The sequence below is a fragment of the Aureimonas frigidaquae genome (assembly GCF_001463905.1).
In the GTDB taxonomy this organism is placed as follows: domain Bacteria; phylum Pseudomonadota; class Alphaproteobacteria; order Rhizobiales; family Rhizobiaceae; genus Aureimonas; species Aureimonas frigidaquae.
This window is the reverse complement of the sequence record NZ_BBWR01000003.1, coordinates 56,526-76,117: the sequence shown is the minus strand read 5'-3', so window position 1 is coordinate 76,117 and position 19,592 is coordinate 56,526. Positions and strand designations below refer to the sequence as shown.

The 19,592-nt window shown below is 66.8% G+C and carries 13 protein-coding genes and 1 tRNA gene; 9 read left to right on the top strand and 5 right to left on the bottom strand.

Features of this window, described 5'->3' with window-relative positions; all coding sequences use genetic code 11:
* Window positions 1-5 precede the first annotated feature (5 nt).
* The gene (locus AUL30_RS04085) at window positions 6-1,367 is read right to left on the bottom strand and encodes a formimidoylglutamate deiminase (protein WP_062226592.1); all 1,362 of its coding nucleotides are present in this window, start codon (window positions 1,365-1,367) and stop codon (window positions 6-8) included.
* A gap of 102 nt (window positions 1,368-1,469) precedes the next feature.
* Between AUL30_RS04085 and hutI the strand changes: the two genes are divergently transcribed.
* From hutI to hutU, 4 genes are read left to right on the top strand one after another with little or no spacing between them, the layout of a single operon-like run.
* Window positions 1,470-2,675, top strand: a complete 1,206-nt coding sequence (gene hutI, locus AUL30_RS04080; RefSeq protein ID WP_062226591.1) for an imidazolonepropionase — start codon at window positions 1,470-1,472, stop codon at window positions 2,673-2,675.
* Complete coding sequence (gene hutH / locus AUL30_RS04075) at window positions 2,672-4,213, top strand: histidine ammonia-lyase (protein WP_062226590.1); 1,542 nt, start codon at window positions 2,672-2,674, stop codon at window positions 4,211-4,213. The genes hutI and hutH overlap by 4 nt, the downstream gene beginning before the upstream one ends.
* Entirely contained in the window at window positions 4,210-5,019 is an 810-nt protein-coding gene (hutG, locus tag AUL30_RS04070; RefSeq protein WP_062226589.1) for an N-formylglutamate deformylase, read from the top strand. The genes hutH and hutG overlap by 4 nt, the downstream gene beginning before the upstream one ends.
* Window positions 5,016-6,689, top strand: coding sequence for a urocanate hydratase (gene hutU / locus AUL30_RS04065; RefSeq protein WP_062226588.1), 1,674 nt, complete (start codon window positions 5,016-5,018; stop codon window positions 6,687-6,689). The genes hutG and hutU overlap by 4 nt, the downstream gene beginning before the upstream one ends.
* Window positions 6,690-6,759: 70 nt before the next feature.
* Here hutU and AUL30_RS04060 read toward each other — a convergent pair whose 3' ends face one another.
* Window positions 6,760-8,391 (bottom strand): MFS transporter, encoded by a 1,632-nt coding sequence (locus AUL30_RS04060; protein WP_062226587.1) that lies wholly within the window; start codon window positions 8,389-8,391, stop codon window positions 6,760-6,762.
* 574 nt (window positions 8,392-8,965) lie between these two features.
* Here AUL30_RS04060 and AUL30_RS04055 point away from each other — a divergent pair.
* Both AUL30_RS04055 and AUL30_RS04050 read left to right on the top strand, forming a co-directional pair.
* Window positions 8,966-9,997: an aspartate-semialdehyde dehydrogenase gene (locus AUL30_RS04055; RefSeq protein ID WP_062226586.1), complete on the top strand. Its 1,032-nt coding sequence runs from the start codon at window positions 8,966-8,968 to the stop codon at window positions 9,995-9,997.
* 137 nt (window positions 9,998-10,134) lie between these two features.
* Window positions 10,135-10,800 carry an OmpA family protein gene (locus AUL30_RS04050; protein ID WP_062226823.1) on the top strand — a complete coding sequence of 222 codons (666 nt, stop codon included), beginning with the start codon at window positions 10,135-10,137 and terminating at the stop codon, window positions 10,798-10,800.
* A 63-nt stretch (window positions 10,801-10,863) separates the two neighbouring features.
* On the opposite strand, the gene AUL30_RS04045 is transcribed toward AUL30_RS04050, so the two are convergent.
* Window positions 10,864-12,096 (bottom strand): MFS transporter, encoded by a 1,233-nt coding sequence (locus tag AUL30_RS04045; protein WP_083507661.1) that lies wholly within the window; start codon window positions 12,094-12,096, stop codon window positions 10,864-10,866.
* Between the two features lie 208 nt (window positions 12,097-12,304).
* Between AUL30_RS04045 and AUL30_RS04040 the strand changes: the two genes are divergently transcribed.
* Window positions 12,305-12,378 (top strand) — tRNA-Gln (locus tag AUL30_RS04040).
* Window positions 12,379-12,503: 125 nt separating this feature from the next.
* Here AUL30_RS04040 and AUL30_RS04035 read toward each other — a convergent pair.
* Entirely contained in the window at window positions 12,504-12,698 is a 195-nt protein-coding gene (locus AUL30_RS04035) for a hypothetical protein (protein WP_062226585.1), read from the bottom strand.
* Between the two features lie 292 nt (window positions 12,699-12,990).
* On the opposite strand from AUL30_RS04035, the gene AUL30_RS04030 reads away from it, so the two are divergent.
* Complete coding sequence (locus tag AUL30_RS04030) at window positions 12,991-14,331, top strand: efflux RND transporter periplasmic adaptor subunit (RefSeq protein ID WP_083507679.1); 1,341 nt, start codon at window positions 12,991-12,993, stop codon at window positions 14,329-14,331.
* Window positions 14,332-14,346: 15 nt separating this feature from the next.
* Window positions 14,347-17,487: an efflux RND transporter permease subunit gene (locus tag AUL30_RS04025; protein ID WP_062226584.1), complete on the top strand. Its 3,141-nt coding sequence runs from the start codon at window positions 14,347-14,349 to the stop codon at window positions 17,485-17,487.
* Window positions 17,488-17,579: 92 nt separating this feature from the next.
* Here AUL30_RS04025 and acs read toward each other — a convergent pair whose 3' ends face one another.
* Window positions 17,580-19,535 carry an acetate--CoA ligase gene (acs, locus tag AUL30_RS04020; protein WP_062226583.1) on the bottom strand — a complete coding sequence of 652 codons (1,956 nt, stop codon included), beginning with the start codon at window positions 19,533-19,535 and terminating at the stop codon, window positions 17,580-17,582.
* Window positions 19,536-19,592 lie beyond the last annotated feature (57 nt).

The following is a 19,592-nucleotide window of genomic DNA, read 5'->3' as shown; positions in this document are numbered from 1 at the left end:
CCGGTTCAGGCCAGCCGGTCGAGGCGCGCGCAGACCGTCCGGTAGCGCGCCGCGATCTCGGCCCGGCCTTTGTGCGCGCCATCGGCGACGACATGGCGGCCGGCACTCCACACATGCGTCACGGCGCGGCTATCGCCCGTAAAGACGAAGCCATCGAGAAGGCCATCCCCCTCTGCCCGGCCGGAAAAGCGGGCCGGATCCAGCGCAACGAGATCGGCCCAGCGGCCGGTGTCGACGGCGCCGCTGTTTCGGGCGAGCGCCTGCGCGCCGCCGGCCAGCGCCGCGTCGTAAAGATGGCGGGCGACCGAGCCGCCGGGGCGCGCCAGAACGGCCCGCTCGCGGTGCCGGAGACGCTGGGAATATTCGAGCTGGCGCAATTCCTCTCCGGTCGCGATGCGGATGTTGGAGTCCGATCCTATGCCGAGCCGCCCGCCGGCGGAACCGTAATCGACGGCGTTGAAGATCCCGTCGCCCAGATTGGCTTCCGTCACCGGGCACAGGCCCGCAACGGCGCCGCTGGCGGCAAGGCCACGCGTCTCCGCCGCGTCCATATGCGTGGCATGGATCACGCACCAGCGCTCATCCACTCCGTACCGCTCGAGGAGAAGCTGGATCGGGCGCAGGCCCGTCGCCTCCAGAACCTCGGCCACCTCCACCTCCTGCTCGCCGGCATGAATGTGGAACGGCCCGGTCGGATTGAGCGCCAGGAGCTCCGACAGGCTGCCGGCCGGCACGGCCCGCAACGAATGCGGGGCGACGCCGAGCATCGTATCGCCCGGCAGGGCGGCAAGGGCCTGGCGGGCGCCGTCCATCAGCCGGGCGAAACCATCGAGATCGTTGTAGAAGCGCTGCTGGCCGCCCGCGAGGGCACGGCCGTCGAGGCCGCCCGTCTGGTAGAGGACGGGCAGCAGCGTCAGCCCGATCCCGCTGGTCGCAGCCGCGGCCGCGATGCGCACGCTCAGCTCGGCCGGATCGTCATAGGCGACAGCTCCGGCTGCGCGGTGCAGGTAATGGAATTCGGCAACCGCACCAAAGCCGCTCTCCAGCATTTCCATGAAGGCGAAGGCGGCGATGGCTTCGATGTCGTCCGGCGTCAACACGTCGAGAAAACGATACATCAGGCTGCGCCAGGTCCAGAAACTGTCGCGCCCTGTCGGGCCCCGCCATTCGGTCAGCCCGGCCATGGCGCGCTGGAAGCTGTGACTGTGCAGGTTCGACAGCGCCGGCAGGAGAACGGGGACGTTCATGTCCCCCCGGCGCCCGGCCGCGTCCTCGACGCCGGCAATGCGCCCATCGGCGCCGATCACGACGATGGCGTCATCTCGCCAGCCCTGCGGCGTCAACATCGTATCGGCGCGTATCAGCATCGGCTCGGCCCCCGTGCAGTGCCGCGAAGGCACCTGATTGACTTCTTATGTCTATACATAATAGCGTTCCCGGACAAGCTTCAGCCATGGGATCGCCGGCCGATGGACCCACGACTCCTCACCGACATGACGCTGTGTACGATGGCGGGGGACCGGCCCTACGGCCTCGTTCCAGATGGCGCGGTCGTGATCGAAGACGGCCTGATCGCCTATGCCGGGCCGCGGGCGGGCCTGCCGGAGCGGTGGAGCGCGGTCCCGGCGCGCAGCCTTCAGGGGCGTCTCGTCACCCCGGCGCTGATCGACTGCCACACGCATCTCGTCTTCGGCGGGGACCGCGCGCGTGAGTTCGAAATGCGGCTGACGGGGCACAGCTACGAAGAGATCGCCCGGGCCGGCGGCGGCATCGCCGCCACCGTGGCGGCGACACGCGCCCTGCACGAGGACGCGCTGGTGGCCGCCGCGCGGCCGCGGCTGGACGCCCTGCGCCGGGAGGGCGTGGCGACGGTAGAGATCAAGTCCGGCTACGGCCTGAGCGTTTCGAGCGAACTCACCATGCTGCGGGCGGCGCGCCGGCTGGGCCGGGAGGCCGGCATCCGCGTGCGGACGAGCTATCTGGCGGCCCACAGCGTCCCGCCGGAATATCGCGGCCGGGCGGATGCCTATCTGTCGCAGGTCGTGCTGCCCGGCATGGAGCATGGCGCGGCCGAGGGGCTGATCGACGCGGTCGACGCCTTCTGCGAAGGCATCGCCTTTTCCGTGGCCGAGGTCGAGCGCGTCTTCGATGCGGCACAAGCGCTGGGCCTTCCGATCAAGCTCCATGCCGAGCAACTTTCCAACCTGAACGGGGCGGCGATGGCCGCGCGGCGGGGCGCGCTGTCGGCCGACCATCTGGAACATCTGGATGCGGACGGGGTGGCGGCCATGGCGCGATCGGGCACGGTGGCCGTGCTCCTGCCCGGCGCCTACTACGCCCTGCGCGAGACGAAGGCGCCCCCGGTCGCCGCCTTGCGGGACGCCGGCGTACCCATGGCGCTCGCGACGGACTGCAACCCCGGCACCTCGCCGATGAGCTCGCTGCTGCTGGCCATGAACATGGGCGCGACCCTGTTCCGCCTGACGCCGGAGGAGGCGCTGGCGGGCGTGACCCGCCATGCCGCCCGGGCGCTCGGCCTCGCCGACACGATCGGCACGCTGGAGCCCGGCAAGCGGGCGGAACTGGCCGTCTTCTCGGTCTCTCACCCGGCGGAACTGGCCTATCGCATCGGCTTCAACCCGCACCACGAAACCATATTGGGGCATCGACCATGACAATCGTGCTGACGCCGGGCGCTGTCACGCTGTCCACGCTGGAGGCCATCCATTCCGGCGCAGGGCCCGTGACGCTCGATCCTGCCACCCGCCCCGCCGTGGAGGCCGGCGCCCGCCGGATCGCCGAGATTGCCGGCGGCGACCGTGCCGTCTACGGGATCAATACGGGATTCGGGAAGCTCGCCAGCGTGCGCATCGCCCCGGCCGATGTCGCGACCCTGCAGCGCAACCTGATCCTGTCCCATTGCTGCGGCGTCGGCGATCCGCTGCCCGATGACGTCGTCCGGCTGATCATGGCCATGAAGCTCATATCGCTCGGGCGGGGTGCCTCCGGCGTGCGGCCGGTCATCATCAGCCTGATCGAAGACATGCTGGCCGCCGGCATCACGCCCGTCATCCCCGGCCAGGGATCGGTCGGCGCCTCCGGCGATCTGGCACCCCTGGCGCATATGGCCAGCGCCATGATCGGCGCCGGGACGGTGCGTTACCAGGGGGTGGTGCAGCCGGCCGGCAAGGCCCTCTCCCAGGCGGGGCTCGAGCCCGTCTCCCTGGCGGCCAAGGAAGGCCTGGCGCTGATCAACGGGACGCAGGTCTCGACAGCCCTCGCCCTGTCCGGCCTGTTCCGCGCCCACCAGGCATCCTCGGCCGCCCTCGTCACCGGTGCCCTGTCGACCGATGCGGCCATGGGCTCCTCCGCCCCCTTCCACGCAGAGATCCACAGCCTGCGCGGCCATGCGGGGCAGATCGATGCCGCGCGCGCCCTGCGCGGCCTTCTGGAAGCCTCGCCGATCCGGGAAAGCCATCTGGAAGGCGACGAACGCGTGCAGGACCCCTATTGCATCCGCTGCCAGCCGCAGGTGGATGGCGCCTGTCTCGACCTTCTGCGGCAGGCCGGCCGCACCTTGCGGATCGAAGCCAATGCGGTGACCGACAACCCGCTCATCCTGTCCGACGGGCAGGTCCTGTCCGGCGGCAACTTCCATGCCGAGCCCGTCGCGCTGGCTGCCGACCAGATCGCCCTGGCGGTCTGCGAGGTCGGCGCTATCGCCCAGCGCCGCATCGCACTTCTCGTCGATCCGGCCCTGTCCTTCGGCCTGCCGGCCTTCCTGGCGCGCAATCCCGGGTTGAACTCGGGGATGATGATCGCCGAGGTGACGTCCGCGGCGCTGATGTCGGAAAACAAGCAGATGGCCTATCCGGCCTCGGTGGATTCGACGCCGACCTCCGCCAACCAGGAGGACCATGTCTCCATGGCCTGCCACGGCGCCCGGCGCCTGCAGGCCATGACGGCCAATCTGGCCGGCATCATCGGCATCGAAGCCATGACGGCCGCCCAAGGGGTGGAACTGCGCGCGCCCCTGCGCACCAGCCCGCAATTGCAGCGCGTCCTGGAAACGATCCGGGCAAAGGTTCCGACACTCGACGAGGACCGCTACATGGCCGAGGACATCGCCCGGGCGACCCGGCTCGTGGCGGATGGCAGCCTGACGCGCGCCGTCGAGCCCGGCCTTTTGCCGGAGCTGGAGAGCGCGGCGTGACGCCCGTCCTCGTCGAGCGGGGCGATCTGCCGGTCATCCTGGCCTTTCCGCATACGGGAACCCACCTGCCCGACGCGATCCACGCCAGGCTGAACGCCGAAGGCCGCATCCTGCGCGATACGGACTGGCATCTCGACCGGCTGTATGACGGGCTTCTGCCGGGTGCGAGCGTGGTGCAGGCGACCTTCCACCGCTATGTCGTGGACGCCAATCGCGATCCGAGCGGCCAAAGCCTCTATCCCGGCCGCAACACGACCGACCTCGTGCCGCGGACCAATTTCGACGGGGTTGCGATCTGGCGCGAGGGGGCGGAGCCGGATGCGGCGGAATGCCGGGAGCGGACCCGGCGTTTCCACGCGCCCTACCACGCCGCGCTGGCGCAGGAGATCGAGCGCGTGCGGGCGGCGCATGGCATCGCCATCCTGTATGACTGCCATTCCATCCGCTCGGCCATCCCGCATCTCTTCGATGGCGTGCTGCCGGACATCAATCTCGGCACGGATGGGGGACGGACGCTGGCGCCTGCGCTGGAGAAGGCGGCTCTGCACATCGCCTCCGAAGCGGCGGGCTTGAGCCATGTGCTGAACGGGCGCTTCCGGGGTGGCTGGACGACACGCCATTACGGACGGCCGGAAGAGGGCGTCCATGCCTTCCAGATGGAGCTGGCCCAGAGCACCCATCTGGTAAGCGAAACACCCCCCTTTGCCTATGATGCCACCCGCGCCGCGCCGCTGCGCGCCGTGCTGGCGAAGCTTCTGAACCGTTTCTCGGCGCTCGCGCCGACCCTTGCTGGAGGTGCCGCATGACGATCAGGGATCGCGCAAGCAACAGCCGTATCGTGCGGGCGCCGCACGGCACGGAGCTGACCGCCCGGAGCTGGCTGACCGAGGCGCCGCTCCGCATGCTGATGAACAATCTCGATCCGGACGTGGCCGAGAACCCGGACGAGCTTGTCGTCTATGGCGGGATCGGCCGGGCCGCGCGCAGCTGGGACGATTTCGACCGCATCGTCACGACACTGCGGCGGCTCGGGGACGACGAGACGCTGCTCGTCCAGAGCGGCAAGCCGGTGGGCGTCTTTCGCACCCATGCGGACGCACCGCGGGTCCTGATCGCCAACTCCAACCTCGTTCCGCACTGGGCGACCTGGGACCATTTCAACGAGCTCGACCGCAAGGGCCTGGCCATGTACGGCCAGATGACGGCCGGTTCCTGGATCTATATCGGCACGCAAGGCATCGTGCAGGGGACGTTCGAGACCTTCATGGAGGCCGGGCGCCAGCATTATGGCGGGGATCTGACCGGCCGGTGGATCCTGACGGCGGGGCTCGGCGGCATGGGCGGCGCGCAGCCGCTGGCCGCCGTGATGGCGGGGGCATCGTGCCTCGCCATCGACTGCAACCCGGACTCGATCGCCTTCCGGCTGCGCACCCGCTATCTCGACCACGCGGCGCAGACGCTCGACGAAGCGCTGGAGATGATCGCGCAGTGGACGCGGGCGGGCGAGGCAAAATCGGTCGGCCTTCTCGGCAATGCTGCGGAGATCCTGCCGGAGATGGTCCGGCGCGGCATCCGGCCCGATCTCGTCACCGACCAGACCTCCGCCCATGATCCGGTCAACGGCTATCTGCCGATCGGCTGGAGCGTGGCGGAATGGAAGGCGCGGCGCGAAAGCGATCCGAAGGCTGTTGAGCAGGCGGCGCGCGCCTCCATGCGCACCCATGTGGAGGCGATGCTCGCCTTCCACAAAGCCGGGGTGCCAACGGTCGACTATGGCAACAATATCCGGCAGGTGGCGCTGGACGAGGGCCTTGCGGACGCCTTCGCCTTCCCCGGCTTCGTGCCGGCCTATATCCGGCCGCTCTTCTGCCGTGGGATCGGCCCGTTCCGCTGGGCCGCCCTGTCGGGCGACCCGCAGGACATTCACCGCACGGACGCCAAGGTGAAGGAACTTTTGCCCGACAACGCAGCCCTGCACCGCTGGCTCGACATGGCGCGCGAGCGCATCGCCTTCCAGGGCCTGCCGGCCCGGATCTGCTGGGTCGGCCTCGGGGACCGGCATCGTCTCGGCCTCGCCTTCAACGAGATGGTCGCCCGGGGCGAATTGAAGGCGCCGGTGGTGATCGGCCGCGATCACCTGGATTCCGGCTCCGTCGCCTCGCCCAACCGGGAAACCGAAGCCATGCGGGACGGGTCGGACGCCGTGTCCGACTGGCCGCTTCTCAACGCCCTTCTGAACACGGCATCGGGGGCGACATGGGTGAGTCTTCACCATGGCGGGGGCGTGGGAATGGGCTACTCGCAGCATTCGGGAATGGTCATCTGCTGCGACGGCAGCGCGGACGCGGCCCGGCGTATCGAACGCGTCCTGTGGAACGATCCCGCCACCGGCGTGATGCGCCATGCCGATGCCGGCTACGACATCGCCCTCGACTGCGCGCGCGAACAGGGGCTCGACCTGCCGGCCATCCTGTAGGGACGAGCCCAAATGCAAAGGCCCCGTCCTGCGACGGGGCCTTCGTTGGGGTGCTGCAGGGCAGCGCCGCTCAGTCCAGCGCGTGGATATCCCTGTGCCGCGTATCGCGCAGGAACAGCATGCCGATCACGAAGGACATGGCGGCGATCACCACCGGGTACCACAGGCCGGAGTAAATGTTGCCGGTCGCGGCCACGATGGCAAAGGAGGTCGTCGGCAGGAAGCCGCCGAACCAGCCATTGCCGATGTGGTAGGGCAGCGACATGGAGGTGTAGCGGATGCGCGTCGGGAACAGCTCGACCAGATAGGCGGCGATCGGCCCGTAAACCATCGTCACCAGAAGAACGAGGAAGAACAGGATGGCCGTGGTGGCCACGTAGTTGATCTCGTTCGGATCGGCCGCGGCCGGGTAGCCGGCGGCGCGGATCGCTTCCGTCGCAGCGGCGCCGAAGGCGTCCGTCTGGGCCTTGCGATCCTCGGCCGACAGGCCCGTTCCCTCGAAGCTCGGGATCACCGTTGCGCCCACCGCGACGGAGGCCACCGTGCCGGCGGGCGCTTCGATATTGTCGTAGTTCACCGCATTGCGCGCTAGGAAGGCCTTGGCGATATCGCAGGAGCTGGTGAAGGTGCTGGTTCCGACCGGGTTGAACTGGAAGGAACAGGTGGCCGGATCCGCCGTGACGGTGACCGGTGCGGAAGCCTGTGCCGCAGCCAGGCGCGGATTGGCGAACTGCGTCATCATCTGGAAGGCGGGGAACAGTGTCACCACCGCCAGGATCAACCCGGCCATGATGACGGCCTTGCGGCCGATCCGGTCCGAGAGCGCGCCGAAGATCAGGAAGAAGGGCGTGGCCAGGAGCAGGGCGATCGCCATCATGATGTTGGCGGTCGGCCCGTCCACCTTGAGCGTCTGCGTCAGGAAGAAGAGCGCATAGAACTGTCCGGTGTACCATACCACCGCCTGTCCGGCCGTCAGGCCGAACAGGGCCAGGAGCACGATCTTCAGGTTCGGCCATTTGGCGAAGGAATCCCGCAGCGGGCTCTTGGACGTCTTGCCCTCGGCCTTCATCTTCTGGAAGATCGGGCTTTCGTTCAGCTTGGTGCGGATCCAGACCGAGATCGCCAGAAGGAAGATCGAGATCAGGAACGGAATGCGCCAGCCCCAATCTGCGAATTCCGCCTCGCCCAGCACGGTCCGCGTGCCGAGGATGATGATGAGGGACAGGAAAAGGCCCATCGTGGCCGTGGTCTGGATCCAGGCGGTGAAGAAGCCGCGACGCCCATTGGGCGCATGCTCCGCCACGTAGACGACCGCGCCGCCATACTCGCCGCCGAGCGCAAGACCCTGCAGAAGGCGCAGCACGATCAGGATCACCGGTGCGGCGACGCCGATGGCGGCATAGTTGGGCAAAAGGCCGACCAGGAAGGTCGACAGGCCCATGATGACGATGGTGATCAGGAATGTGTATTTGCGCCCGACCATGTCGCCCAGGCGCCCGAAGACGAGGGCACCGAAGGGGCGGACGGCAAAGCCCGCCGCAAAGGCCAGGAGCGCGAAGATGAAGCCGGCCGTCGGATTGACGCCGGCGAAGAACTGCGCCGCGATGATCGCGGCGAGCGATCCGTACAAATAGAAGTCGTACCATTCGAAGACGGTGCCCAGAGAGGAGGCGATGATCACCTTCCGCTCTTCGCGCGTCATGCTCGTTCCACTGACCGATGCGTCGCCGTTGCGTATGTTCGCCACGTATTCCCCTCCCCGTGCCGCCATTCTTTGTGCGGTCATCAACACATGCACGTGTGCGAAGGTGAGGCTATACGAGTTGTGACAAATGAAAAGTGGCAAACGGGCGCCGAGAACACGCCAAAGCTTGAGGACGCGAAGCTCCCACACGGGAACGATAGTCCGGGCGATGCGTTGATCCGACAAGATTATTCATTCGCAAGGAGTTTGTCCCATGATCCGCTCGATCATCAAGGCCGTCGTCGTCGGCTGGATCGCAAAGAAGTTACTGGGTGCCGAGCGCAGCCAGCAGAATCAGAGAAACGAACAGCGTTCCGCACGCGCCTGACAGTTATTCTTGGGCCCTGCGGGGCCCGCTGCTTCCCCACATGCGAGCCGATTGACAAGCGCCGGGCTTCGGCGCATATCGGCCGCATGTTTGCGCGCTCCATGATTAAAACCGCGATTAGCTAAGGCCTTCGTCCCGCACTCCCCCGGGACGGGGTTGGAGGCGTTCGACGACGGTTGGCGGGGAGCAAGGGACGAAATCTAGATGGGGTACAAGGTAGCTGTCATCGGTGCGACGGGGAATGTCGGCCGGGAGATGCTCAACATCCTGCACGAGCGCGGCTTCCCGGCGGACGAGGTCGTGGCGCTCGCGTCGCGGCGCAGCCAGGGCCGCGATGTCACCTATGGTGACACCACGCTCAAGGTCCGCGCGCTCGACCTCTACGACTTTTCCGATACCGACATTGCCCTGATGTCCGCCGGCGGCTCGATCGCCAAGGAATGGGCGCCGCGAATCGCGGCCCAGGGTTGCGTTGTCATCGATAACTCGTCGGCCTTCCGCTACGACCAGGACGTTCCGCTCATCGTGCCGGAAGTGAACGCCGACGCCATCTCCGGCTTCAGCAAGCGCAACATCATCGCCAACCCGAACTGCTCGACTGCGCAGCTCGTCGTGGCATTGAAGCCGCTGCACGATCACGCCACGATCCGCCGGGTCGTCGTGTCGACCTACCAGTCGGTTTCCGGCGCGGGTAAGGAAGGCATGGACGAGCTCTTCGAGCAGAGCCGCGCCGTCTTCGTGGCCGATCCCATCACGGCCAAGAAGTTCACCAAGCGCATCGCCTTCAACGTCATTCCGCATATCGACGTCTTCATGGAAGACGGCTCCACCAAGGAAGAGTGGAAGGTGATGGCGGAAACCAAGAAGATGCTGGACCCGAAGATCAAGGTAACCTGCACGGCCGTGCGGGTGCCCGTCTTCATCGGCCATTCCGAAGCCGTCAACATCGAGTTCGAGAAGCCGATCACGGCCGACGAGGCCCGGGCCATCCTGCGCGAAGCGCCGGGCTGCCTGGTCATCGACAAGCAAGAGGATGGCGGCTACGTCACGCCGCTCGATTCCGCGGGCGAGGATGCCACCTACATCTCCCGCATCCGCGAGGACCAGACGCTCGACAACGGCCTGAACCTTTGGGTTGTGGCGGACAATCTGCGCAAGGGCGCGGCGCTGAACGCGGTGCAGATCGCCGAGCTCCTGGTCAACCGCAAGCTCCTGACCGAGCGTCAGGCAGCCTGACACAAAGGGGTTGGGCCGTGCCGGAAACGACATGGCCCGCCCCTCCCCCTTCCAGGTGGCTGGCCTCGCATCCGTTCCCGCGATATGAAGCATATCCGGAACAGTTTGCCCCATGTCCACCTGACGAGATGCTCCCCATGAAAAAGACCATCGCCGCCTTCGCCTCCCTGGCCATACTGAGCGGCTGCACCACCACCAACCCCTATACGAACGAGTCGCAGGTTTCCCGCACGGCCGCCGGAACCGGCATTGGCGCGGGCGTCGGCGCGCTCGGCGGCCTTCTGGTGGGTGAGATCGCAGGCGTCGATCGTGGCCGCGCGGCACTGATCGGGGCGGGCGTCGGCGCACTGACGGGCGGCGGTATCGGTGTCTACATGGACCGCCAGGAAGCGGACCTGCGCGCCCAGCTCCAGGGGACCGGCGTGTCGGTCACGCGGCAGGGCGACAGGATCATCCTGAACATGCCGTCCAACATCACCTTCGCGACCGATCAGGATCAGGTACGGTCCGAGTTCTACAACACGCTCACCTCGGTCGCGATCGTCCTGAACAAGTACAACCAGACCATCGTGGACGTGTCGGGCTTCACGGACAATGTGGGCTCGGAAGGCTACAACTTCGCCCTGTCGCAGCGCCGCGCCGCCAGCGTCGGCCAGTTCCTGCAGACACAGGGCGTGGCCGGCAACCGCCTGAACATTCGCGGCTTCGGCATGTCGAACCCGGTGGCCTCCAACTCTACCGAACAGGGCCGCGCGCAGAACCGCCGGGTGGAGATCGCCATCTCGCCGCTCCAGGCCGGGTAAGCGCATTACCCTTTTCGGAAGAGGCGAAAGTCAAAGGCCGGCCCCGTGCCGGCCTTTTGCGTTTCAGGCACCTGCCGCCGCGCGCCGATCGCGCAGCATGCTGTAGGCGGCAACAGCCAAGGCCAGGGCCGCGACCAGACAGGCCCCAAGCGGCAATTCGCGGTAATCGAAGCCGATGGTGATCATGGCCCCGCCGAACCAGGCCCCGATCGCATTGCCGAGGTTGAAGGCGCTCTGGTTGAAGGTCGAGGCGAGGTTGCGGGCGCCGACGGCCTTGGAGACGATGCGCATCTGGATCGGCGCCACTAGGCCGAAGACGACGATGCCCCACAGGAACATGACCGGCACCATCGCCATCATATGCGGCATGGCCGGGTAGAGAACCGCCATGACGAGGACAAGCGCAGCAAAGAGTGCGACGATGGAGGGCATCATCTTCCAGTCGGCCAGCCGCCCACCTGCCACGTTGCCGATGGTCAGGCCGACGCCGAAGACGAGGAGGACGTAAGGGATCGACTGAGGCGCCATGCCGGTGACCCCTTCCAGCATGGGCGCGATATAGGTGAAGACTGAAAAGAAGGCGATCGACGACAGGACGCTGAGAAGCATCGCCAGAAGCACCTCGCCCCGCGTCAGCGCGCGGACTTCCTGCCGGAAGCTGATGCCGGCCAGCGGATAGCTGCGCGGAACGAAGGCATAGAGCGCCGCGGCGGCGATGAGCGTCAGTCCGGTGACGGCCCAGAAGGTCGCGCGCCAGCCGAAGGCCTGCCCGATGAAGGTGCCGAGCGGGACGCCCATCACATTGGCGAGCGTCATGCCCACGAACATGAGCGAGATGGCCTGCGTCTGCCGCCCGGGCGGCGCAATATCGGCGGCCAGCACCGCGCCGATGCCGAAGAAGGTCGCATGCGCGAGCGCCGTAAAGACGCGTGCGGCCATGAGGAGCCCATAATCGGGCGCCAGCGCGCAGGCCGTATTGCCGATCACGAAGATCGCGATCATCCAGAGCAGCAACCGGCGCCGCTCCATGCGGGAGGTCAGCGCCGCCAGGAACGGCCCGCCGAAGACCACGCCCAGCGCATAGCCCGTGACGAGCAGCCCGGCCTTGGGAATATCGACGCCCAGATCCTGCGCGACGCCCGGCAACAGGCCCATGATGCCGAACTCGCCGACGCCGATCGAGAAGGAAGCGACGGACAAGGCGGCCAGTGCGTAACCTGCACGGCCGAAGCCACGTGCCGCATCTGTGCCGGGTGCGACCGCGGGCGCGACCGCCGGATCGATGGTGGGAAGCATGCGGAACCTTGCGAAAAACCGGATGGGCCGGAGCGGATCGGGCCGATTGCTCTTTCTACCGCTATGCAACATCGCCAACAAGACGGGGGGCGTCATTTGTGCGGCGCAAAGGCAGCGCGCTTATCTGCCGGCGCACAGCATTTTCCCTTTGCAACCGCATCGAACCATTGTTATAGAGGCGCCCGTCGGCCCGTTCCGGCACCCCTGCTGGGGGATAGTTTAAGGGTAGAACAGCGGACTCTGACTCCGTTAGTCTTGGTTCGAATCCAGGTCCCCCAGCCACTTCCCATGATCGCGAATTTTCCATGAAACCCGATGCAGATCGGGTCCATCGGACTTTGCGCGTGCGTTTCCACCGTGAAATGAAGGGGAAACACCCCTACAAAGATGGCTTGAAGGCGCAGGTGTCACGCGCGATCGAGCGCCTTGCGACGCGAACGCAGGTCGTCCAGACGTGCTTGCTCTTCCTCGATCCTTGTGGCGATGGCCTCCTCGTTGGCGGCACCGGACGCTGCGGCAGCCTGTTCGCTGAGCTCGCGCAGGCTTGCCTCCAGCCGCACAATGTCCCGATCCAGCGCTTCCTTTGTTTCGATATCGCTCATAGACCGCTCCCGCTTTGACGTCTGCAGTCAAGATGGCGCGGCTTCGGTATGCCGGCAACCGGGCCGCTTGCCGAGCGGCGGTTTATACCGCATTCTGCGATCCACGGTTGTGCGATCGATATCGAGCTGCAGCCCCGGCACCGCGGCATGCGCGCAAAATACATGCCGGCAAGGGTTGCGAACATACATGCACACATGTATCTATGTCGCACCGCAATGTGGGATACCGGTGCGCGGAGTCCCGCCGCCCCATGCACAGATGCGGCGCGACCGCGACATCAAAGGCATCTCTATGCGTAGCTCTCAGTACCTTGCACTGCCGATCCTGGCGTCGATGCTGCTTCTGGCGGCGTGCCGAGGCGAAGAGCAGGCAGGGCAAGCCCCGCAGCGGCCGCCGGCCCAGGTGGGCATCGTCACGACGCAGCGCGAAGCGCTGCCTGTCGTTTCCGATCTGCCGGGCCGCATCGCGCCGACCCGGATCGCCGAAGTGCGGCCGCGCGTCAACGGCATCATCGTGCGGCGCGTCTTCGAGCAGGGGTCCGACGTCGAGGAAGGTCAGCCGCTCTTCGAGATCGACCGTGCGACCTACGAGGTCGAGGTCGAGGCGGCCCGTGCCTCCGTCATGCGCGCCGAGGCCTCGCTCCTGCGGGCGCGCCAGGACGCGGAACGGGCCCAGCAGCTCGTTTCCACCCGCACCACGAGCCAGGCCACCTTCGATACGGCCGTGGCGGCGCTGAAGCAGGCGGAAGCGGACCTTGCCTCCGCCCGCGCGTCGCAGCGCGGGGCGGAAATCAATCTCGACTACACGACCGTCCGTGCGCCGATCGCCGGCCGCATCGGCCGCGCGCTGGTGACCGAAGGTGCGCTGGTCAGCTTGAGCAGCACCGAGGCCCTGGCCACGATCCAGCAGCTCGATCCCGTCTATGCCGACGTCCAGCAGCCGGTGACCGAGCTGATCCGCCTGCGCCAGGCGCTCGCCAATGGCGAGCTGGAGCAGGTCGAGCCGGATGTCGCCAAGGTCAGCCTGATGCTCGATGACGGAACCCCGTATGGCGAACCGGGACGGCTTCTCTTCTCTGAGGCGACGGTCGATCCGACCAGCGGCCAGGTGACGCTGCGCAGCGAGTTCCCCAACACGGACGGCAATCTTCTGCCCGGCATGTATGTTCGCGTGGCGGTGGAGCAGGGCATCGACCAGGCGGCCATCGCCGTTCCGAGCCAGGCCGTCCAGCGCGATACGGCCGGCCGTTCGCAGCTCTATGTCCTGGATGGCGACAACAAGATCATGCTGCGCGCGGTGACCATCGCCCGCACGGTCGGCAACCGGGCCATCGTGGCGCAGGGCCTGGAGCCCGGCGAGCGCGTCGTGGTCGACGGATTCCAGAAGACCGGCCCCGGCGCGACGGTGGAGCCAGTCGCCTGGACGGACCCGACCGCAGCCCCTGCCGCCGATGCGCCGCAGGACGGTGCGGCAGGTGCCGACCAGGGGAACGCCGCGGCAGCACCGGGCGCGGGAGCGGCCGATGCCGCCCCCGCCGATGCGAACGCCACGCCGAGCGGTGGCGATGCCACGCCGCAAGGCAATGCACCGGCACAGGCGGGTGATGCACCCGCCGGCCAGACGGCGGAATAAGGACCGGTAACCCAGATGCCTCGTTTCTTCATCGACCGCCCGATCTTTGCATGGGTGGTCGCGATCTTCATCGTGCTTGCCGGCGTGATCTCGATTCCGAGCCTCCCGATCGCGCAGTACCCGAATGTCGCGCCACCCCAGCTCACCATCTCGACCAACTATCCCGGTGCCTCGCCGGAAGATCTGTACCTGCAGGTCACCAAGCCTATCGAGGAGGAGCTGAACGGCGTTCCGGGCCTGATTTACTTCGAGTCGACCAGTGATGCGAGCGGCCGGGTCGAGATCACCGTGACCTTCGAATCCGGCACGAACATCGCCCAGGCCGTCGTCGACACGCAGAACCGCATCAAGCGCGTCGAGGCCTCGCTGCCCAGCGTCGTCATGCAGCAGGGCCTGCAGGTGGAGGAAGCCGGATCGAGCTTCCTGATGGTCGTGTCGCTCATCGCCGACGAGCAGTCGGACCTCGATGCCGTCGGGCTCGGCGACTATCTGAGCCGCAACGTGCTGAACGAGATCCGCCGCGTCCCCGGCATCGGCCGCGCGCAGCTCTTCGCATCCGAGCGGGCCATGCGTATCTGGCTGGATCCGGACAAGCTGATCGGCCTGAATCTCGCCGTCTCCGATGTCACCAGCGCCATCCAGTCGCAGAATGCGCAGGTCGCGGCCGGCTCCATCGGCGCGCAGCCCAATCCGGTCAGCCAGCAGACCACGGCCACCATCCTGGTGCGCGGCCAGCTGACGACGCCGGAAGAGTTCGGCGCCATCGTCCTGCGGTCCAATGCGGACGGCTCGCTGGTGCGCCTGCGCGATGTGGCGGATGTGGAGATCGACGCCGAAAGCTACGGCTTCACGACCTTCCTGAACGGTCAGCCCAGCGCCGCCGTCGGCGTGCAGCTTTCGCCCACGGGCAATGCCCTGGCGGCCGCCGAAGGCGTGCGTGCCGTCATGGAGCGGCTCGCGCCGCTGTTCCCGGAAGGCGTCACCTACGACATACCGTACGATACGTCCCCCTTCGTGGAGGCGTCGATCGAGAAGGTGGTCCACACGCTGATCGAAGCCATCGTGCTCGTCTTCGTCGTGATGTTCATCTTCTTGCAGAACTTCCGCTACACGATCATCCCGACACTCGTGGTGCCTGTCGCGCTGGCCGGAACGCTGGCGGTGATGCTGGCGGCGGGCTTCTCCATCAACGTTCTGACCATGTTCGCCATGGTGCTCGCCATCGGCATTCTGGTCGATGACGCCATCGTGGTGGTGGAAAACGTCGAACGCATCATGTCCGAGGAAGGGCTTCCCCCGCGGGAGGCCACCCGCAAGGCCATGTCGCAGATTTCCGGCGCCATCATCGGCATCACGCTGGTGCTGGTCTCGGTCTTCGTGCCGCTGGCCTTCTTCCCCGGCTCGGTGGGTGTCATCTACCGCCAGTTCTCGCTCACCATGGTCACGTCGATCCTGTTCTCGGCGCTCCTGGCCCTGTCGCTCACGCCTGCCCTCTGCGCCAGCTTCCTGAAGCCGGTCAAGGCCGGCCATCATGAGTCCAAGGGCGGGGTCTTCGGCTGGTTCAACCGTGGCTTCGACAAGACCTCGCACGGCTATAGCGGCATCGTCCGGCGCACCACGCGCAAGGCGGGGCGGCTCATGCTCGTCTACATCGCGCTCCTCGCAGGCCTCGGCTACTTCTACGTTCAGATCCCGAGCGCCTTCCTGCCGCAGGAGGATCAGGGCTTCCTGATCGCCAGCTTCCAGGGCCCGTCCGGCGCCACGTCGAACCGCATGCGTGAAGTGACGCGCGCCAGCGAGGAGTTCATCCTTCAGAACCCTGCGGTGGACAAGATGATCACCATCCAGGGCTTCTCCTTCTCCGGAACGGGCCAGAACGCCGCGCTCGCCTTCATCACGTTGAAGGACTGGTCCGAGCGGACCGGTCCCGGCCAGAGCGCGGGCGAGCTCAGCGGCGCCTTCACCATGCGCCTTCTGCAGTTCCGCGATGCCATCGCCTTCGCCTTGTCGCCACCGCCCATCCAGGGCCTCGGCAATGCGGGCGGCTTCGAGTTCCGCCTGCAGGACCGCGGCGGGCAGGATGCCGCCGCCCTGGCAGCCGCGCGCGACCAGATCCTGGGTGCGGCCGCACAAAGCCCCATTCTGGCCGATGTGCGCTTCGACGGCCTTCCGGACGGGCCGCAGGTGGAAATCAACATCGATCGCGAAAAGGCGAACACCTTCGGCATCACCTTCGCCGATATCAACCAGACCATCTCGACCAGCCTTGGTTCGAGCTACATCAACGACTTCCCGAACAATGGCCGCATGCAGCGCGTCATCGTGCAGGCGGACGAGCGGTCCCGCATGCGGGTGGAGGACATCCTGGCCCTCAACGTGCGCAACGCGCAGGGTGGCATGGTGCCCCTGTCGGCCGTCGCCACGGTCGGCTGGACGGTGGGGACCTCGCAGCTCGTCGGCTATAACGGCTATCCGTCGGTCCGCATTTCCGGCTCGGCCGCCCCGGGCTATTCCAGCGGCGCGGCCATCACCGAGATGGAGCGTCTGGCCGGGGACCTGCCGGAGGGCTTCGCCTTCGAATGGACCGGGCAGTCGCTGCAGGAAATCCAGTCCGGATCGCAGGCGCCGATCCTGATCGGCATGGCGATGCTCTTCGTCTTCCTGTGCCTGGCGGCTCTGTATGAAAGCTGGTCGATCCCCTTCTCGGTCATGCTGGTCGTGCCGCTCGGCATCATCGGCTGCGTGGTGGCCGTGCTGCTGCGTGGCCTCGACAACGACGTCTACTTCACGGTGGGCATCATCACGATCATCGGCCTGTCGGCCAAGAACGCGATCCTGATCGTGGAGTTCGCCAAGGACCTGCGCGCCGAGGGCAAGGATCTCCTGGAAGCCACGGTCGAGGCCGCGCATCTGCGGTTCCGCCCGATCCTGATGACCTCCCTCGCCTTCACCATGGGCGTCATTCCCATGGCCATCGCGACGGGCGCCAGCGCCGCCAGCCAGAACGCCATCGGCACGGCGGTGATCGGCGGCATGATCTCGGCCACCGTCCTGGCCGTGCTCTTCGTGCCGATCTTCTTCGTCTTCGTGATGCGCACCTTCGGGGGCGCCGGTCGCAAGAAGGAAGACCCGGCGCCCGACACCGGCGCGCATTAAGAGCGCGAAAGCGGATCTGACATGAAAAGGGCCGCCGAGCATCGCTCGGCGGCCCTATTTCATGTGTCGCTCCCGGCAGCGCCTGACGGCGGTCAGCCCTTGCGGTTCTGCCGGTTGTCGATGAGGTCATCGACGACGCCGGGATCGGCCAGTGTGGACGTGTCCCCCAGGGCGCCGAAATCGTCCTCGGCGATCTTGCGCAGGATCCGGCGCATGATCTTGCCCGAACGGGTCTTCGGCAGGCCGGGGGCGAACTGCACCTTGTCCGGCGAGGCGATGGCCCCGATATCGGCGCGCACATGCTGCACCAGTTCCTTGCGCAGCGCGTCGGTCGGCTCGACGCCCTCCATCAGCGTGACATAGCAGTAGATCCCTTGCCCCTTCACATCGTGCGGATAGCCGACCACCGCCGCTTCCGACACTTTGGGATGCGCCACCAGAGAGGATTCCACCTCCGCCGTGCCCATCCGGTGGCCCGAGACGTTGATGACGTCGTCGACGCGGCCGGTGATCCAGTAATAGCCGTCCGCATCGCGCCGCACGCCGTCGCCCGTGAAGTATTTATTGGCATAGGTGGAGAAGTAGGTCTGCTCGAACCGCTCGTGATCGCCGTAGACGGTGCGCATCTGGCCGGGCCATGAATCGACGATGCACAGATTGCCGTCCACCGCCCCCTCCATGACCGTGCCCTCATTGTCGACGATCTGCGGCTGGACGCCGAAGAAGGGCCGTGCGGCCGAGCCGGGCTTGAGCGGCATGGCGCCGGGCAAGGGCGTGATCAGGATGCCGCCCGTCTCGGTCTGCCACCAGGTATCCACCACGGGGCAGCGCTCCTCGCCCACGACGCGGTAGTACCACATCCAGGCTTCCGGGTTGATCGGCTCGCCCACCGAGCCGAGCAGTCGGATGGACCTGCGCGAGGCGGACTGAACCGGTGCATCGCCGGCGCCCATCAGCGCGCGCAGCGCCGTCGGCGCCGTGTAGAAGATGTTCACCTGATGCTTGTCGATGACCTTCCAGAACCGCGACACGTCCGGATAGCTGGGCACGCCTTCGAACATCAGCGTGGTCGCCCCGTTGGCGAGCGGCCCGTAGACGATGTAGCTGTGCCCCGTCACCCAGCCGACATCGGCCGTGCACCAGAAGACCTCTCCGTCGCGATAGTCGAAGACGTAGCGATGCGTCATCGACGCATAGACGAGGTAACCGCCGGATGTGTGCAGGACGCCCTTCGGCTTTCCGGTCGAGCCGGAGGTGTACAGGATGAAGAGCGGATCTTCCGCCGCCATCTCTTCCGGGGGGCAGTCGGCGCTGACCGTCTCGCGCGCATCATGCCACCAGACGTCGCGTCCTTCGACGGTACCGACATCGGCGCCCGTCCGGCGCACGACGAGCACCGTATCCACCGTCTGGCCAGCACCGGCGGCAATCTCGACGGCCCGGTCGGCATTGGCCTTGAGCGGAATGCGCCGTCCGCCGCGCAGGCCCTCGTCGGCCGTGATCAGCACGCGCGATCCCGCGCCCTCGATCCGGCCCGCCAGTGCATCCGGGGAAAAGCCGCCGAAGACGACGGAATGCACGGCGCCGATGCGGGCGCAGGCCAGCATGGCATAGGCGGCCTCCGGGATCATCGGCATGTAGATGGTCACGCGGTCGCCCTTGCCCACGCCGCGCGCCTTGAGGACATTCGCCATGCGGCAGACATGGTCATGAAGTTCGCGGTAGGAGATCGCCCGCGACTCGGAAGGATCGTCCCCTTCCCACAGAATGGCGGTCTGGTCGCCGCGCGTGGCAAGGTGGCGGTCGATGCAGTTGGCCGAAACGTTCAATGTCCCGTCCTCGAACCACCGGATCGAGACATTGCCCGGCGCGAAGGAGGTGTCCTTCACCCGCGTATAGGGTTTGATCCAGTCGATCCGCTTGCCATGCTCGCCCCAGAACCCATCCGGGTCTGAGATGCTGCGCTCATACCACTCCTTGTACCGATCAGCGTCGAGAAGCGTATCCTTCTTCCATGCGTCCTTCGTGGCGACGACCGCGGACTCCATTCCATTCCTCCCGAATACAATTTCCACGGAGCATGCGCCCCGCCTGCCCGCCAATCT

Excerpts from the sequence above, each read along its gene's own strand:
- hutU (WP_062226588.1), top strand. The coding sequence starts at position 5,016 with ATGACGATCAGGGATCGCGCAAGCAACAGCCGTATCGTGCGGGCGCCG.
- AUL30_RS04085 (WP_062226592.1), bottom strand. The coding sequence starts at position 1,367 with ATGCTGATACGCGCCGATACGATGTTGACGCCGCAGGGCTGGCGAGAT.
- hutH (WP_062226590.1), top strand. The coding sequence starts at position 2,672 with ATGACAATCGTGCTGACGCCGGGCGCTGTCACGCTGTCCACGCTGGAG.
- acs (WP_062226583.1), bottom strand. The coding sequence starts at position 19,535 with ATGGAGTCCGCGGTCGTCGCCACGAAGGACGCATGGAAGAAGGATACG.
- AUL30_RS04050 (WP_062226823.1), top strand. The coding sequence starts at position 10,135 with ATGAAAAAGACCATCGCCGCCTTCGCCTCCCTGGCCATACTGAGCGGC.
- hutI (WP_062226591.1), top strand. The coding sequence starts at position 1,470 with ATGGACCCACGACTCCTCACCGACATGACGCTGTGTACGATGGCGGGG.
- AUL30_RS04025 (WP_062226584.1), top strand. The coding sequence starts at position 14,347 with ATGCCTCGTTTCTTCATCGACCGCCCGATCTTTGCATGGGTGGTCGCG.
- AUL30_RS04045 (WP_083507661.1), bottom strand. The coding sequence starts at position 12,096 with ATGCTTCCCACCATCGATCCGGCGGTCGCGCCCGCGGTCGCACCCGGC.
- AUL30_RS04060 (WP_062226587.1), bottom strand. The coding sequence starts at position 8,391 with ATGACGCGCGAAGAGCGGAAGGTGATCATCGCCTCCTCTCTGGGCACC.
- AUL30_RS04035 (WP_062226585.1), bottom strand. The coding sequence starts at position 12,698 with ATGAGCGATATCGAAACAAAGGAAGCGCTGGATCGGGACATTGTGCGG.
- AUL30_RS04030 (WP_083507679.1), top strand. The coding sequence starts at position 12,991 with ATGCGTAGCTCTCAGTACCTTGCACTGCCGATCCTGGCGTCGATGCTG.
- AUL30_RS04055 (WP_062226586.1), top strand. The coding sequence starts at position 8,966 with ATGGGGTACAAGGTAGCTGTCATCGGTGCGACGGGGAATGTCGGCCGG.